14 protein-coding genes are annotated in these 16,676 nt (G+C 64.4%); 13 read left to right on the top strand and 1 reads right to left on the bottom strand.

The window, feature by feature from the left end:
* Nucleotides 1-125 precede the first annotated feature (125 nt).
* Nucleotides 126-821: a FadR/GntR family transcriptional regulator gene (locus FNA46_RS20470; protein ID WP_143127067.1), complete on the bottom strand. Its 696-nt coding sequence runs from the start codon at nucleotides 819-821 to the stop codon at nucleotides 126-128.
* A gap of 230 nt (nucleotides 822-1,051) precedes the next feature.
* On the opposite strand from FNA46_RS20470, the gene FNA46_RS20465 reads away from it, so the two are divergent.
* The 13 genes from FNA46_RS20465 (at nucleotide 1,052) to FNA46_RS20405 (ending at nucleotide 16,676) form a co-directional block, all read left to right on the top strand.
* The gene (locus FNA46_RS20465; RefSeq protein WP_143127066.1) at nucleotides 1,052-2,629 is read left to right on the top strand and encodes a sugar ABC transporter ATP-binding protein; all 1,578 of its coding nucleotides are present in this window, start codon (nucleotides 1,052-1,054) and stop codon (nucleotides 2,627-2,629) included.
* A 19-nt stretch (nucleotides 2,630-2,648) separates the two neighbouring features.
* Nucleotides 2,649-3,671: an ABC transporter permease gene (locus FNA46_RS20460; RefSeq protein ID WP_143127065.1), complete on the top strand. Its 1,023-nt coding sequence runs from the start codon at nucleotides 2,649-2,651 to the stop codon at nucleotides 3,669-3,671.
* A gap of 94 nt (nucleotides 3,672-3,765) precedes the next feature.
* Nucleotides 3,766-4,713, top strand: coding sequence for an ABC transporter substrate-binding protein (locus FNA46_RS20455; protein WP_143127064.1), 948 nt, complete (start codon nucleotides 3,766-3,768; stop codon nucleotides 4,711-4,713).
* Between the two features lie 68 nt (nucleotides 4,714-4,781).
* Entirely contained in the window at nucleotides 4,782-5,795 is a 1,014-nt protein-coding gene (locus FNA46_RS20450; protein ID WP_143127063.1) for an aldo/keto reductase, read from the top strand.
* A gap of 2 nt (nucleotides 5,796-5,797) precedes the next feature.
* Nucleotides 5,798-6,616: an amidohydrolase family protein gene (locus FNA46_RS20445; protein WP_143127062.1), complete on the top strand. Its 819-nt coding sequence runs from the start codon at nucleotides 5,798-5,800 to the stop codon at nucleotides 6,614-6,616.
* A 4-nt stretch (nucleotides 6,617-6,620) separates the two neighbouring features.
* On the top strand, nucleotides 6,621-7,631 hold the full coding sequence (locus tag FNA46_RS20440; RefSeq protein WP_143127061.1) for a zinc-binding alcohol dehydrogenase family protein: 1,011 nt from the start codon (nucleotides 6,621-6,623) through the stop codon (nucleotides 7,629-7,631).
* Between the two features lie 106 nt (nucleotides 7,632-7,737).
* Nucleotides 7,738-8,469 (top strand): SDR family oxidoreductase, encoded by a 732-nt coding sequence (locus FNA46_RS20435; RefSeq protein ID WP_143127060.1) that lies wholly within the window; start codon nucleotides 7,738-7,740, stop codon nucleotides 8,467-8,469.
* 26 nt (nucleotides 8,470-8,495) lie between these two features.
* Nucleotides 8,496-9,341 (top strand): fumarylacetoacetate hydrolase family protein, encoded by an 846-nt coding sequence (locus FNA46_RS20430; protein WP_143127059.1) that lies wholly within the window; start codon nucleotides 8,496-8,498, stop codon nucleotides 9,339-9,341.
* A gap of 45 nt (nucleotides 9,342-9,386) precedes the next feature.
* On the top strand, nucleotides 9,387-10,703 hold the full coding sequence (locus FNA46_RS20425; protein ID WP_143127058.1) for an L-fuconate dehydratase: 1,317 nt from the start codon (nucleotides 9,387-9,389) through the stop codon (nucleotides 10,701-10,703).
* A gap of 117 nt (nucleotides 10,704-10,820) precedes the next feature.
* Nucleotides 10,821-12,026 (top strand): efflux RND transporter periplasmic adaptor subunit, encoded by a 1,206-nt coding sequence (locus FNA46_RS20420; protein WP_143127057.1) that lies wholly within the window; start codon nucleotides 10,821-10,823, stop codon nucleotides 12,024-12,026.
* A 4-nt stretch (nucleotides 12,027-12,030) separates the two neighbouring features.
* Nucleotides 12,031-13,989 carry a MacB family efflux pump subunit gene (locus tag FNA46_RS20415; RefSeq protein WP_143127056.1) on the top strand — a complete coding sequence of 653 codons (1,959 nt, stop codon included), beginning with the start codon at nucleotides 12,031-12,033 and terminating at the stop codon, nucleotides 13,987-13,989.
* A gap of 95 nt (nucleotides 13,990-14,084) precedes the next feature.
* Nucleotides 14,085-14,747, top strand: coding sequence for a TetR/AcrR family transcriptional regulator (locus FNA46_RS20410; RefSeq protein WP_143127055.1), 663 nt, complete (start codon nucleotides 14,085-14,087; stop codon nucleotides 14,745-14,747).
* Nucleotides 14,748-14,900: 153 nt separating this feature from the next.
* Nucleotides 14,901-16,676 (top strand): N-acetylglutaminylglutamine amidotransferase, encoded by a 1,776-nt coding sequence (locus FNA46_RS20405; RefSeq protein WP_143127054.1) that lies wholly within the window; start codon nucleotides 14,901-14,903, stop codon nucleotides 16,674-16,676.

Below are 16,676 nucleotides of genomic sequence, written 5' to 3'. Positions count from 1 at the left end.
GGGAATGGAGCGGCGGGCCACCGCCACGTCATCGGCCACGTTCAGCACGATCACCGGGGAAATTGTCTCGTTCATCTGTTCCTCCTCCCTGGAGGGTCTTTCGCGTTCAAGGGAAAACCCCGCTCCTATCGGGGCTCGCTGTCCAGCCAGCGGCGCTTGGATTCCTCCAGATGCGCGCGCATCATCGCCTGGGCCAGAAGCGCATCGCGCGCCTCCAGAGCCTCCAGGATGGCCTCGTGTTCGGCAAGCGCCAGGCTCCAGGTGTCCGGCGTCTCGAAATGCTCGCGCAACTGGGTGGACAGCGGGCTGTGTCGGTCGTCGAACAGTTCGCCAACCAGCCGCTGCAGCACGCCGTTACCGGACTGGGCGGCGATTGTCAGGTGGAATTGCCGGTCCTGCTCCACCGGCTTGCGGCCTTCGGCGATCTCGGTGCGCATCGCATCCAGCACCTGCCGCAGCGCGCGCAGCGTGTCCGGCTGCATGCGGGCGGCCGCCATCAGGATGACGGTGCCTTCCACTGCCGCGCGGGCCTGCATCAGCTCGACCGGGCTTTCGCCGATCGACACCGGGCTCTGCGGCCGACGCTCGGACGTCGCCACCACATAGATGCCCGAGCCCATGCGGATCTCGACGGTGCCGTCAATCTCAAGCGCGATCAGCGCCTCGCGCAGCGACGGGCGCGACACCCCCAGCTGCTGGGCAAGCTCGCGCTCCGCCGGCAGCCGCTGGCCGAGCCGGAAATGACCACTCTGGATGAGGCTGCGGATCTGGTCCGCCACCTGCTGATAGAGCCGCCGCTCCGTTGTCCTGATCCCGCTCATCACCTGCGCCATATTCTCCATTGGCCTTACCATAGGGGCTCGGCAGGAAACTGGCAAGACCAATGATTTTTTATTGATATCATGGCTTTATGTAATTGACTGACGAAATATGATCGGAACTCGCCGAAATTGGCTTGACCAGTTTGGCCAGACCGCCTACCACTAATGGCCATCGGCCGCCGGGTGGAGCTGGAGCGGCCATGCGCAAGCTTGCGCAGGGAGGAGACTTCATGCAGACCGGTCAGGCCACGCATGGCGGGACAGGCGCGCCCACTGCCGAAAGGCGACGCGCAACGGAGCAAGGCAGCGAGACGCTGCTGAGCCTCACCGACATCCGCAAGGAATTCCCGAGCGTCGTGGCGCTTGCCGATGTCAGCTTCGACCTCAAGCGCGGCGAAGTCCATGCGGTCTGCGGCGAAAACGGCGCCGGCAAATCCACGCTGATGAAGATCATCAGCGGTGTCTACACCCCAACCTCCGGCCGCATCACCTACAAGGGTGTCGAGCGGCAGTTCGCCTCACCGCTTGAGGCCGAGCAACTCGGCATCGCCATCATTCACCAGGAACTCAATCTGGTGCCGCACCTGACGGTGGCGGAAAACATCTATCTGGCCCGCGAACCGCGCCGCAGCTTCCTGGTCGACCGCCGGAAACTGAAGGCGGATGCCAAGGCCTGCCTCGACCGGCTGGGCGTTGCGATCTCTCCGGACCGGCTGGTGCGCGAGCTTTCGGTCGCCCAGTGCCAGATGGTGGAAATCGCCAAGGCGCTGTCGCTCAACGCCGAAGTGCTGATCATGGACGAACCCACCTCCTCGCTGACCGAGCAGGAGACGCGCCTGCTGTTCAAGGTCATTCACGATCTGAAGCGGGAAGGCGTCGGCATCGTCTATATCTCGCATCGCCTCGATGAGATGGCAGAGATCGTCGACCGCGTCACCGTGCTGCGCGACGGTCGCTATGTGGCAACCGACGCCTTTGCCGACACCAGCATCGACCAGATCGTCGCCCGCATGGTCGGCCGCTCGCTGGAGGAAAAATTTCCCGAGCGCACGGCGCAGCCGACCGATGAGGTGATCTTCAGCGCCGAGAACCTGACGCGACGCGGCGTGTTCAGCAATGTCAGCTTCAGCCTCAGGCGCGGCGAAATCCTCGGCTTTGCCGGGCTGATGGGCGCCGGACGCACGGAGGTGGCGCGCGCAATCTTTGGCGCCGATCCGCTGGACGCCGGACGGGTCACCCTGGAAGGCCGGGAGCTTTCGATCCGCAATCCGCGCGATGCGATCGAGGCGGGGCTTGCCTATCTGTCGGAAGACCGCAAGGCGCAGGGGCTCGCCATCAAGATGCCCGTCGATGCCAACATGACGCTGGCGAACCTCAAGGCGCTGTCGAGCCGCCTCGGTCTCATCGATTTCGACCGCCACGCTCGCGTCACGCAGGACTATGTGGACCTGCTCAGCATCAAGACGCCGTCGATCCGCCAGCCGGTGCGGCTTTTGTCCGGCGGCAACCAGCAGAAGATCATCATCGGCAAATGGCTGTTCCGCAAATCGAAGGTGATGTTCTTCGACGAACCGACGCGCGGCATCGATGTCGGCGCGAAATTCGCGATCTACAAGATCATGGACGAGTTGGCCCGCGAGGGCATCGGCGTCATCCTGATCAGCTCCGAACTGCCGGAAATCTTAGGCATGACCGACCGTGTCGCCGTGTTCCACAATGGCCGCGTGACGGGCGTGCTGGAAACGGCGCGCACCAGCCAGGAGGAGATCATGCGCTATGCCTCCGGCTTCGGCCCCACCCAGCACTGACATGCCGACTGCGAGGACGATGATGACAGCCCCCAAGGAACCAAACAGCGCTCGCCTCAGCGACCGCCAGAAGGACGTGATCCAGAAATTCGCCGCCCTCGGCAGCCTTTTCGTGCTGATCGTCGTCTTCTCGCTGACCAGCAATGCCTTCTTCACCGTCAACAACGGCATGACGATTGCGCTGCAGGTCACCTCGATCGCCCTGCTCGGCATCGGCGCGACCTGCGTGATCATCACCGGCGGCATCGATCTGTCGGTCGGCTCCGTGCTGGCGCTGGCAGGCGTCGTCGCGGCCCTTCTCGTCAAGGAGGCCGGCTTTCCGGTCTGGCTCGGCATGCTGGGCGGCATTCTCACAGGCTCGCTCTGCGGCGTGGTGAACGGCATCCTGATCACCCGCATGAAGCTGCCACCCTTCATCGCCACGCTCGGCATGATGCTGATCGCCCGCGGCGTTGCGCTGCAGATCACTGGCGCGCGCGCCGTCTCCGGCCTTGGCGAAAGCTTCGGCGAACTTGGCAATGGCGCGCTCCTGCGCATCATCACCGTCGGCGACGACGGCTTCCCGACCGTGGTGTTTCCCGGCATTCCCTATCCGGTGATCCTGATGGTGGTGATCGCGCTCGCCGTCTCCTTCATGCTGAACCGCTCGATCCTCGGCCGCCATATCTATGCGGTCGGCTCGAATGTGGATGCGGCGCGTCTCTCCGGCGTCAACGTCACCCGCGTCACCAGCTTCACCTATATCCTGTCCGGCACGCTGGCCGGGCTGACGGGCTGCGTGCTGATGTCGCGCCTCGTCACGGGCCAGCCGAACGAAGGCGTGATGTACGAACTCGATGCCATCGCCAGTGCCGTGATCGGCGGCACCTCGCTGATCGGCGGCGTCGGCACCATTTCCGGCACGGCCATCGGCGCCTTCGTCATCGGCATCTTGCGCAACGGTCTCAACATGAACGGCGTCTCCGCCTTCACGCAGCAAATCATCATCGGTCTCGTCATTCTGGTCACCGTGTGGATCGACCAGCTGCGCAATCGCCGATGAGGACGGGGGCGGACCCTTTTCCGCAAACACCAAGGGGAGTGGGAGCTCCCGGGAGGCGGCCCGCCAGGGCCACTTCATTTCAGGAGGATGGACAATGAAGAAAATCGCATCTGCCTTGCTGGCATCGGCATTCATGATCTGCGCCGCCTCGGTGTCGGCGCAGGCGGCGGAAATCGCCGTGATCGTCAAGACCGTCAACTCGACCTTCTGGCAGAACGTGCAGAAGGGTGCTGATGCGGCGATCAAGGAGGTCGGCGGCGGTAACACCATGACCTTCCAGGGCCCGGCCGCCGAATCCGCCATCGCCGATCAGGTGAACATGGTGGAAAATGCCGTCAACCGCGGCGTCGCCGGCATCGTGCTGGCCCCGTCCGATCCGGACGCGCTGGTTCCGGCCGTGAAGAAGGCCTGGGAAGCCCGCATTCCGGTCGTCATCATCGACTCCATGCTCGCCAAGGGCGCCGAGCAATATTACCAGTCCTTCCTGGCCACCGATAACCGCAAGGCGGGCGAACTGGCCGCCAAGGCGCTGATCGACAAGGTGGGCAAGGAAGGCAAGATCGCCGTGATGTCCTATGTGGCAGGCGCCGGCTCGGAAATCGGCCGCGTCGGTGGCTTCACCGATTACATCAAGGCCAATTCCAAGCTCCAGATCGTCGGTCCCTTCTACTCGCAGTCGCAGATGGCGACCGCGCTGAACCAGACGACCGACGTTCTGGCCGCCAATGCCGATCTCAAGGGCATCTTCGGCGCCAACGAGCCGACCGCCATCGGCATGGGCCGCGCACTGAAGGAATCCGGCAAGGCCGGCAAGGTCGCGGCCGTCGGCTTTGACGGCAACCAGGATCTCCAGGGCTTCGTTAAGGACGGCACGCTTGCCGCGATCGCCGTGCAGGGCTCCTTCCAGATGGGCGAACTCGGCGTGAAGACGCTCTCGAAGATCCTGAAAAAGGAAAAGGTCGAGAAGTTCGTCGATACCGGCGTCGTCGTCGTCACCAAGGAAAACATCGACAAGCCGGAAGCCAAGAACGTTCTCTACTGATCGCAATCCATCGCGCGCGGCCTCTTTGGGTCGCGCGCCCTTTCCCCCCAATGCACGAGACAGATGACATGAAGGCCGCCGATATCCGCACCCACGCCCGCACCGGGGTTTCCCTTACCAGCATGGGACTGGGCTGTGCCCAGATGGGCAATCTCTACCGCGTGACATCCTATGCGGAATCCGAAGGCGCCTTCCGGGCCTCGTGGGAAGCCGGCATCCGTTATTTCGATACGGCCCCCTTCTACGGCTTCACCCGCTCCGAGCGTCGGCTCGGCACCATGCTGACCGATCTCCCCCGCAGCGATTACGTCGTCAGCACCAAGGTCGGCCGCGTGATGACGCCGGATGAAAGCGTGGGCGCCGAAGAAGACAGCTATGTGCAGCCCCTGCCCTTCCGCCCGGTCTACGACTACACCCATGACGGCGTGATGCGCTCTTTCGAGGCCAGCCAGCAACGCCTCGGCATTCTGAAGCCGGACATTCTCTATGTGCACGACATCGGCAGCGTGACCCATGGCGAACGCCACGCCCATTACTGGCAGCAGTTGACCGAAGGCGGCGGCTTCCGCGCGCTGACCCGGTTGCGGGAAGAAGGCCTGACGCGCGCCATCGGCCTCGGCGTCAACGAATGGGAAATCATCCGCGATGCCATGCAGGTGGCCGATATCGACATCTGCATGCTGGCCGGTCGCTATACGCTGCTTGAGCAGCAGAGCCTTTCCTTCATGGATGACTGCGCAGGCCGCGGCGTCGGCATCGTCATCGCCGGCGCCTTCAATTCCGGCATTCTCGCCGGCAATCGCAAGTTCAACTACACCGATGCGCCTGCCGATGTGCTGGCCCGCGTCGATGCGCTGCGCGATGCCTGCGAGGCCGAAGGGGTGACGCTGCAGGCCGCCGCCCTGCAGTTTCCGCTCGCCCATCCGGCGGCCCTCACCATCGTCTCCGGCGCCCGCACGGCCGAGCAGCTGACGGCCAATGTCGGCTGGTTCGAGGAAAGCATTCCGGCCGCCTTCTGGGCGCGCCTCAAGGACAAGGGCCTGATTGCCGAAGGCGCGCCGGTTCCGGCTGCGGGAGCCTGAACATGCGGATCGATGCCCACCAGCATTTCTGGCGTCTCGCGGACCGGCCCGGCCAGTGGCCGCCGCCGGAGCTTGCGCCGATCTACCGCGATTTTGCGCCGGAGGATCTGCTGCCGCTGATGGCCGCCTGCGGCATCGACGGCACCGTGCTGGTGCAGACCATGGAGAGCGCAGCGGATACCGACTTCATGCTGGATCTTTCCGAACGCCATGCCTTCATCCGGGGCGTGGTCGGCTGGACGGACCTGAAGGCAGCCGATGCGCCGGCCGCCATCGAAAACCTGACCGGCCATCGAAAACTGAAAGGCCTGCGCCCGATGCTGCAGGGTCTTGCGGAGGAGGACTGGATTGTCGATCCGGCCCTTGCACCGGCCGTCGAGGCCATGGTGGCCGCCGATCTTGCCTTCGATGCGCTGATCTTTCCAAAACATCTGCCGCATCTGCTGACCTTGGCACGGCGTCATCCGGCGCTTCGGATCGTCATCGACCACGGCGCCAAGCCGCTGATCGCCGAGGGCCATTTCAGCACCTGGCGGCAGGATATGGCCGCCCTTGCCGCCCTGCCGCAGATCTGCGTCAAGCTCTCAGGCCTGCTGACCGAAGCCGGCGACCAGAAGCCGCAGGCCGTGCGCCCCTATGCGGAAACGCTGCTGGAGCTTTTCGGCAGCGAACGCGTGATGTGGGGCAGCGACTGGCCGGTGGTGCGTCTCGCCGGCGATTATCAAGGCTGGTTCGAACAGGCCCGCGCCATCGTGCCGCAAGCCGATCACGCTGCCGTCTTCGGGGCCAATGCCGCCCGCTTCTATCGTCTGGAAAGGTAAGTAAATGCTGACGATCATCTGTGACGAGCCCGGCAGGTTGACGGCCATCGAACGGCCGAAGCCAACGCGTGCGACCGACGAGGTGCTGGTCCGGGTGCGCCGCGTCGGCGTCTGCGGCACCGACCTGCACATCTTCACCGGCAACCAGCCCTATCTCTCCTATCCGCGCGTGATGGGCCATGAACTGGCGGCAACGGTGGAAGAGGTTCCGGCTGGAAGCCGTCTCGTGCCCGGTTCGACGGTCTCGATCATTCCCTACATTTCCTGCGGCACCTGCGATGCCTGCCGCAAGGGCCGCACCAATTGCTGCCGCAATATCGGCGTGCTCGGCGTTCACCGCGATGGCGGCATGACCGGCTATCTCAGCCTGCCGGAACGCTTCCTGCTGCCGGCCGACGGCCTGTCGCTCGATCAGGCCGCCATGGTGGAGTTTCTGGCGATCGGCGCCCATGCCGTGGCACGTGCCGGCACGAAGGCGGGTGACAGCGTGCTGATCGCCGGTGCCGGCCCCATCGGCCTTGCGGTGGCCGTCTTCGCCAGGAAGGAGGGCGCCGTCGTGACGATGATCGACGGGCGCGAGGATCGCCTCGCCTTTGCCCGCGATCACCTCGGCATCGATGCCACCGTCCTGCTCGGCGAAGGCGACGTGGACCGGCTTTCGGCGCTGACCGACGGAAACTTCTTCGAGACGGTGTTCGATGCGACCGGCAATCCGAAGGCGATCGAGCGCGGTTTCCGCTTCGTCGCCCATGCCGGCACCTATGTGCTGGTCTCCATCGTCGCGAGCGACATCACCTTTTCCGATCCGGAATTCCACAAGCGCGAGACGACGCTGCTCGGCAGCCGCAATGCGACCGCCGCCGATTTCGAGCATGTGATGGCCGCCATGCGGGCGGGCCATGTGCCGGATGCGCTGGTGACGCACCGCATGGGGCTGGCCGAGGTGCCGGACAAGTTCTCCGGCCTTCTCGACCCGGCGGCCGGCGTGGTGAAGGCGATGATCGAGGTTGCGTGACGCAACAACGGTCAGGGGGCACTGGTCAAGCGCCACCCAAGGCGGCAGCATGCGGCACGGCGCCGACAAGGGGCGCGCGAAGGACAAGAGCAGGGAGCAGACGAACATGGCAGATCTTCAGGGCAAGACGGTGCTGATCACCGCCGCCGGACAGGGCATCGGACGCGCGAGCGCGCTCGCCTTCGCCGAGGCCGGCTGCACGGTCCATGCCACGGACATCAACGAACAGGCGCTGGCGGAGCTGCCGAAGCGCGACAATCTGACGGTCGAGCGGCTGGACGTGCTGGACGAGGCGGCGGTGAAGGCCTCAGTCGCCCGCATCGGCTCCGTGGACATTCTGTTCAATTGCGCCGGCGTCGTGCATGGCGGCTCGATCCTCGAGATGAAGGACAGCGACCTCGATTTCGCCATGGACCTCAATGTCAAGGCGATGATCCGCACCATCCGGGCCGTACTGCCCGGCATGATCGAGCGGAAGGATGGCGCGATCATCAACATGTCCTCGGTTGCCTCCAGCATCAAGGGCGTGCCGAACCGCTTTGCCTATGGCGTCAGCAAGGCCGCCGTGATCGGTCTCACCAAGGCGGTCGCTGCCGATTACGTCGGCCACAACATCCGCTGCAACGCCATCTGCCCCGGCACCGTGGAAAGCCCCTCGCTGCAGGACCGCCTGCGCGCCCAGGGCGATTACGAAGCGGCACGCGCCGCCTTTATCGCCCGCCAGCCGATCGGACGGCTTGGCAGGCCGGAAGAAATCGCAGACCTTGCCGTGCATCTGGCCGGCGCGACCTACACCACCGGTCAGGCCATCGCCATCGATGGCGGCTGGACCATCTGACGCATTAAAAGAGAAGGACATCCCCCATGAAACTGCTTCGTTACGGCGCACCCGGCGCGGAACGCCCCGCGCTTGTCGATGCCAGTGGCACGATCCGCGACCTGTCCGGCCATGTGGCCGATCTTGCGGGCGCAGCGCTTGACCCGGCAGCGCTCTCGAAACTGGCCGACCTCGATACTGCTTCGCTTCCGGCCGTCGCCGCCTCCGAGCGGCTTGGCCCCTGCGTTGCCGGCACGGGCAAGTTCATCTGCATCGGTCTCAACTATTCCGACCATGCCGCCGAATCCGGCATGGCGGTGCCGCCGGAGCCGGTCATCTTCATGAAGGCCAGCTCGGCGATCTGCGGCCCGAACGACGACGTGCTCATCCCGCGCGGCTCGGAAAAGACCGACTGGGAAGTCGAACTCGGCGTCGTGATCGGCAAGACGGCGAAATATGTCTCGGAAGCCGAGGCACTCGATTATGTCGCCGGCTACTGCGTGTCCCATGACGTCTCCGAGCGCGCATTCCAGACGGAACGCTCCGGCCAGTGGACCAAGGGCAAGTCCTGCGACACCTTCGGTCCGATCGGCCCCTGGCTGGTGACGAAGGACGAGATCACCGATCCGCAGAACCTCGGCATGTGGCTGAAGGTGAACGGCGAGACGATGCAGAACGGCTCCACCGCCACCATGGTTTACGGCGTGGCCTTCCTCGTTTCCTATCTCAGCCAGTTCATGAGCCTGCATCCGGGCGACGTCATCTCCACCGGCACGCCTCCGGGCGTCGGCATGGGCATGAAGCCGCAGCGCTACCTGAAGCCCGGCGACGTGGTGGAACTCGGCATCGAGGGTCTCGGCACCCAGAAGCAGACCTTCCGCGCCGACGCCTGACCCCTTGCAAGACACAGCTGACATCTGACTGCCGGAGACACGAGCATGGCCAAGATCACCGACATGCGCATCATCGACCTGAGGTTCCCCACATCGCACAGCCTCGACGGCTCGGATGCGATGAACCCGGATCCGGATTATTCGGCAGCCTATGTCATTCTCGAAACGGACGTGCCCGGTCTTGCCGGGCACGGCCTTACCTTCACCATCGGCCGCGGCAACGACATCTGCTGCATGGCGATCGATGCCATGCGCCATCTGGTGGTGGGCACCGATCTCGACACGATGAAGGCGCATCCGGGGACATTCTGGCGGCACCTGACCGGCGACAGCCAGCTGCGCTGGATCGGCCCCGACAAGGGCGCGATGCATCTTGCAACCGGTGCGGTCGTCAATGCGCTGTGGGACCTCATCGCCAAGGAGGCAGGAAAGCCGGTCTGGCGGCTCATCGCCGACATGAGGCCGGAGGAGATCGCCGACATTGTCGATTACCGTTACCTCACCGACGTACTGACGCGCGACGAGGCAATCGCCCTCCTGTCCAAGGCCGAGAGCGGCAAGGCGGAGCGCATCGCCATTCTGGAGCGCGAGGGCTATGCCTGCTACACCACCTCGGCCGGCTGGCTGGGCTATGACGACGAAAAGCTGCGCCGCCTCTGCCAGGAGGCCGTGGATGCCGGCTTCAACCATGTGAAGATGAAGGTCGGCCGCGATCTCACGGACGACATCCGACGGCTGACCATCGCCCGCGAGGTGATCGGGCCGGATCGCTATCTGATGATCGACGCCAACCAGGTCTGGGAGGTGGATCAGGCGATCGACTGGGTGAAGCGCCTCTCCTTCTGCAAACCCTTCTTCATCGAGGAACCGACGAGCCCAGACGACGTGGCCGGCCACCGCAAGATCCGGCAGGCGATTTCCCCCGTGAAGGTCGCGACCGGCGAGATGTGCCAGAACCGCATCATGTTCAAGCAGTTCATCGCCGAGGGCGCGATCGATGTGGTGCAGATCGACAGCTGCCGCATGGGCGGCCTGAACGAGGTGCTGGCCGTGCTGCTGATCGCCGCCAAGTTCAACCTGCCGGTCTGGCCGCATGCCGGTGGCGTGGGCCTGTGCGAATATGTGCAGCACCTCTCGATGATCGATTACATCTGCGTCTCCGGTACCAAGGACGGCCGGGTGATCGAATATGTCGATCACCTGCACGAACACTTCCTCGACCCCTGCCGCATCGAGAATGCCGCCTACATGCCGCCGAAGCTGCCGGGCTTTTCCATCGAGATGAAGCCGGAAACGCTGACGCAATTTGCCTTTGCGCCGGTGCGGGCCAGCGCCACGGCACAGGATGCCGATGCGGCCTGAAGAAGGCGCAAAAGCTGAGCAGATTACCAAGGTTTAATGCGGAAATGATTGACCGCGAACAGCCCGGGCGATTAATGGAACTCACAAGTTCCCATAAAACCCCGGGTTTGTTTCCGTATGTTTCCCACACGTCGCTCTCTCCTCCTGGCCCTGGCTGTTGCCGCAGTCGCCGGCTATGGCTGGATGCGTTTCTCCGCCGAACCGGCCGCGCCTCGCTATCTGACGGCACCCGTGACGCGGGCAGATCTGGAGGAAACCGTGCTGGCGACCGGAACGCTGAAGCCGGTGCGGCTGGTGGCCGTCGGCTCGCAGGCTTCCGGTCGCATCACATCGATCAAGGTGAAGCTTGGCGACACCGTGAAGACCGGCGACCTGATTGCCGAGATTGATTCCACCACCCAGGCCAACAGCCTGAAGACCGCCAGAGCCTCCCTGGACAACGTGAAGGCGCAGCTGGCCGAAAAGCAGGCGACGCTGGAAAGCTACCAGAAGACCCTGGCGCGGCAGAAGGCAATCTATACCAGCCAGGCGGGATCGCAGGCCGATCTGCAGACGGCCGAGACGAACGTGCGGACCACAGAGGCACAGATTGCGGCCCTCAACGCGCAGATCATCTCCGCCGAGATTGCCGTCGGCACCGCTGAAGTGGAACTCGGCTACACGCGGATCACCGCACCGATGGATGGCACCATCCTCTCGATCGTCAATCTGGAAGGGCGAACGGTGAATGCCAGCCAGTCCATTCCCACCATCGTCATCATGGGCGACCTGACGACAATGACCGTACGGGCCGAGATTTCCGAAGCCGATATTCCCAAGGTGAAGCCCGGCCAGCATCTGCGCTTCAACCTGATCGGCGACCGCGCGACCGTCCACGAGGCAACGCTGGAAGCCATCGAACCGGCGCCTGAATCGATTACCAGCGACAGCGCCGTCAGCAGTTCGACCACGACCAGCAGCAGCTCGTCCTCCAGTTCGTCGTCCTCGGCGATCTATTACATCGGCACCTTCAATGTTCCGAACCCGGACGGCAAGTTCCGCACCTACATGTCAGCAGAGGTCAACATCGTGCTGGGTGCTGCCAAGGGCGTGTTGACCATTCCCTCTTCCGCGCTCGGCACCGTCGACAAGGACGGGCACACCACGGTGCGCGTCGTCGACGCGGACGGCAAGGCGGGCGAGCGGGCGGTAACGGTCGGCCTCAACAACAAGATCGCCGCTGAAGTGCGCGACGGGTTGAACGAAGGCGAGCATGTCGTCATCAGCCAGGCCAGCGCGAGCAAGAGCAGCAGCAACCGTCCCGGCCCGCCGATGGGGTTCTGAGCCGATGACCACGCCGCTGATTTCCGTCGAAAAGCTGCGCCGCGATTACGTGTCCGGCGAAGGCACGCTGACCGTTCTGAAGGACATCGACCTTACCATCGAGCACGGGGAGATGGTCGCCATCATGGGCGCCTCCGGTTCGGGCAAGTCGACGCTGATGAACCTGCTCGGGCTGCTCGACCGTCCGACGTCGGGCACCTATCGCGTCTCGGGCCAGGATACCTCGGCCCTCGACAGCGACCAGCTCTCGGCGCTGCGGCGCGAGCATTTCGGCTTCATTTTCCAGCGTTATCACCTGCTGGCCGAGCTTTCGGCGGTCGGCAATGTGGAAATTCCGGCGATCTATGCCGGCCGCGCGCGCAGCGAACGCCGCGAACGCGGGGCGGCCCTGCTCGGACGGCTCGGCATGGCAGACCGCACCGCGCATCGACCCGGCCAGCTTTCCGGCGGCCAGCAGCAACGCGTTTCCATCGCCCGCGCCCTGATGAACGACGCCGAGGTGATCCTCGCCGATGAGCCGACCGGCGCGCTCGACCGCCAGAGTGGCGAAGAGGTGCTGCGCATTCTCGAAGAACTGAATGCAGACGGCAAGACGATCATCATCGTCACGCACGATCCAAGCGTGGCCGCGCGGGCAAAACGCATCATCGAAATTTCCGACGGCGTGATCATCGCGGACCGGCGCACCGACGCGGCAGACGCACGAAAATCGGAGACGCCGGCCGACCCGGGCACGGCCGCCTCCGCCCCCACCCGCTGGGGCGCCGGGCTGGACCGCTTCCGCGAGGCCTTCACCATGGCGCTGAAGGCGCTGGCCGCTCACCGGCTGCGCAGCTTCCTCACCATGCTCGGCATCATCATCGGCATTGCCTCGGTCATGCTGGTGGTGGCGCTCGGCACCGGCAGCCAGAAAATGATCCTTGCCAATATCAGCAGTCTCGGCACGAACACGCTGGAAGTGTTTCCCGGCAAGGGCTTTGGCGACACGCGGTCCGGCCGAGTGACGACACTTGTGATATCGGATGCCGATGCGCTGGCAAAGCTCACCTATGTCGCCGCCGTCACGCCAACCGTTTCCACCAACACCACGGCGCGCTTCGGCGCGACAGTAGCCAATGCGCTGGTCAACGGGGTCGGCAGCCAGTATTTCATCGTCAAGGGCTCGACGCTCGTCTCCGGCCGTTTCTTCGACGACGAGAGCGTTGCGACGCTCTCGCAGGATGCCGTCATCGACGAGAACACCGCCAAGGCGCTGTTCGGCTCCGAAGGCTCGGACCCGATCGGCAAGATCATCCTCGCCGGCACCGTTCCGGTGCGGGTGGTGGGCGTGATTTCCTCGCAGCAGGGCGGCTTCGGCTCCAGCGACAACCTGTCGATCTACCTGCCCTATACCAGCGTGCAGACGCGGTTTCTCGGTACGACATCGCTGCGAAGTCTGACCGTGCGCGTCGCCGACGATGCGGAAATGGACGCGGCCGAGCAGGCCGTCACCGACTTTCTCATCCGTCGCCACGGCACCAAGGACTTCTTCATCCTGAACACCGACGATATCCGCAAGACGATCACCAGCACGACGCAGACCATGACGCTGCTCGTCTCGGCCATCGCCGTCATTTCGCTGATCGTCGGCGGCATCGGGGTGATGAACATCATGCTGGTCTCGGTGTCGGAGCGGGTGGCGGAGATCGGCGTGCGCATGGCGGTCGGCGCTCGGCGGATGGACATCCTCCAGCAGTTCCTGATCGAGGCGGTGCTGGTCTGCCTGATCGGCGGCTGCCTCGGCATCGCGCTTGCCCTGTCGGTCGGAGCGGCGGCAGCATTGTCCGGCGCCGGTATCAGCCTGATCTTCTCGGCCACGCCCATGCTGCTTGCCTTCGCCTGCTCCTGCCTGATCGGCATCGCCTTCGGCTTCCTGCCGGCCCGCAATGCGTCCCGTCTCGATCCGGTCGCAGCGCTCTCGTGACCTTGGCCGGATGATTTTTCGATGGAAGTGGGCTAAGCCCACCATCGCGGGATGCGGATCGCAGGGATCGGCGCCTCCCGGAGGTTCAAGGCCCGATGGACGACAGTGACAAGACCCGGCAGGCCGAAGAGCTGCCCTCCGTTGCAAGACGGGGCCGCGGGCGGCCGAAAAGCCAGCCCGATCCGCAGCGCCGTGCGGCCATCATCGATACGGCCCGCCGCACCTTCATCGAACTCGGCCTCGCAGGCACGACGACCGAGATCGTCGCCAGCCGCTGCCATATCTCCAAGCAGACGCTCTACCGGCTGTTTCCCAGCAAGACGGATCTCTTCGTCGCCGTCGTCGCCGCGCATCGCCAGACGATGCTCGATCTGCCGCGTCCACCGGAAGAGGACGCGCCGCTGGCAGAGATCATCGGCCGGATCTTCATGCTGGACATCGATGCCGAGACGGAACGTGAACGCGAAGCCTTCATCCGCATGGTGATGCAGCAATCGCACCAGATGCCGGAGCTGATGGAAGTGCTTTTCCGCGAAGGCCCGGAAACCTCCCGCAGGCAGCTTGCCGACTGGCTGTCCGGCCAGATGACAAGGGGCAGGCTGGTGCTGGAAGACCCGGTCACCGGCGCGCGCATGCTGATGGATCTGCTGATGGGCGGGATCGGCCGCGGACCCAAGGGCTGGAAGGATCTGGCTGACCGCAGGCGCCACATGGAACAGGCCATCGCCCTCTTCGTGCGCGGCACGCGACCGGCCTGAGACCCGCCTCCCCCCACGAAAAATATCGCAACCTTTCCCGAGCCTCCTCGTTTGGCCCTCAGGCTGTCGCTTGTTCCCTTGGCACCGGCGCCGGCATGTCGCGCCCTGAAAGGGTCCTGTCCAGACGAAAAACGAGAGGCTTGAAGCAGCACAGTGTGTGGAATCTGCGGAGAAATTCGATTCGACGGCGTCCAGCCATCCCCTTTGGTACAGGCAAGAATGCTGGAGGCGATCGCGCCCCGCGGACCGGACGGGTCCGGCATGGTGATCCACGCCGCCACAGCCCTGTCTCATAGAAGACTATCGATCATCGACCTGTCGCCAAAGGCACGCCAGCCGATGGTCGATGCGGAGCTTGGCCTGACGATCGCCTTCAACGGCTGCATCTACAACTATCCGGAATTGCGCGCTGAACTGTCAGCCATGGGGTACCGCTTCTTCTCCCATGGCGATACCGAAGTGATCCTCAAGGCCTGGCATGCCTGGGGCACGGCCTGCGTCGAACGCTTCCACGGGATGTTCGCCTTCGTCATCCATGAGCGCGACACGAACCGTGTTGTCATGGCGCGCGACCGCTTCGGCATCAAGCCGCTCTATCTGGCGAGGATCGGCCGCAGCATCCGTTTTGCATCCACGCTTCCGGCGCTGGTGAAGGGAGGCGACATCGACACCTCGATCGACCGCGCCGCCCTGCACCACTATATGAGCTTCCATGCGGTGGTGCCGCCGCCGCGGACCATCCTGAACGGCGTGAAGAAGCTGCCACCCGCCACGATCCGCGTCATCGATGCCGATGGCAGCGAGACAGACAGCCTTTACTGGAATCCGCCCCACCGGCGCGATCCGGCGCTGGCCCATCTCTCACGCGAGGAATGGCGCGACCGGGTGCTTCATGCGCTCCGCACTGCAGTCCGTCGCCGGATGGTCGCCGACGTACCGGTCGGCGTGCTGCTGTCGGGCGGCGTCGATTCCAGCCTGATCACCGGCCTGCTGGCCGAGGAAGGCCAGCAGGACCTGATGACCTTTTCGGTCGGCTTCGAGGAGGCGAATGGCGAAAAGGGTGACGAGTTCGTCTATTCCGATCTCATCGCCAAGCACTTCGGCACCGATCATCACCGGATCTTCGTGCCCTCCTCCCAGTTGATGGAGGCCCTTCCGGGAGTGATCGGCGCCATGTCCGAACCCATGGTGTCCTACGACAATGTCGGCTTCTACCTGCTTGCCAAGGAGGTCTCGAAGCACATCCGCGTCGTGCAGTCCGGCCAGGGGGCAGACGAGGTGTTTGCCGGCTATCACTGGTATCCGCCGCTGCAGGACAGCCGGGACGTGGCGGGCGATTATGCGAAGGTCTTCTTCGACCGCTCGCATGCGGTTCTTGCTTCGCAGCTCAATCCGGACTGGATGGCAGACGGCGATGTCAGCCGCGACCTCGTGGCGGCTCACCTGCTCGCGCCGGGCGCGGAAACGCCGGTCGATGCCGCGCTTCGGCTGGACAGCCAGGTGATGCTGGTGGACGATCCGGTCAAGCGCGTCGACAACATGACCATGGCCTGGGGCCTGGAAGCCCGGGTGCCCTTTCTCGACCACGAACTGGTGGAACTGGCAGCGACCATTCCCCCTGACCTGAAGCTGGCCGACGGCGGCAAGGGCGTGCTGAAGGATGCCGCCCGTCTGGTCGTGCCGCATGAGGTGATCGACCGCAAGAAGGGCTATTTCCCGGTGCCGCAGCTCAAATATGTCGACGGCCCCTATCTCGACATGGTGCGCGACGCGCTGACCTCGCAGGCAGCCCGTGAACGCGGCCTCTTCCGCAACGACTATCTGCAGCGCCTGTTTGCCGATCCGACAGGCCACATCACGCCGCTTCAGGGCTCGGAACTCTGGCAGGTCGGCCTGATGGAACTGTGGCTGCAGAAGCAGGGAGTGTAA

The sequence above is a fragment of the Affinirhizobium straminoryzae genome (genome assembly GCF_007004135.1).
In the GTDB taxonomy this organism is placed as follows: domain Bacteria; phylum Pseudomonadota; class Alphaproteobacteria; order Rhizobiales; family Rhizobiaceae; genus Neorhizobium; species Neorhizobium straminoryzae.
Note: the sequence above shows the minus strand (reverse complement) of the source record. Positions and strands in the feature narration are given on the sequence as shown.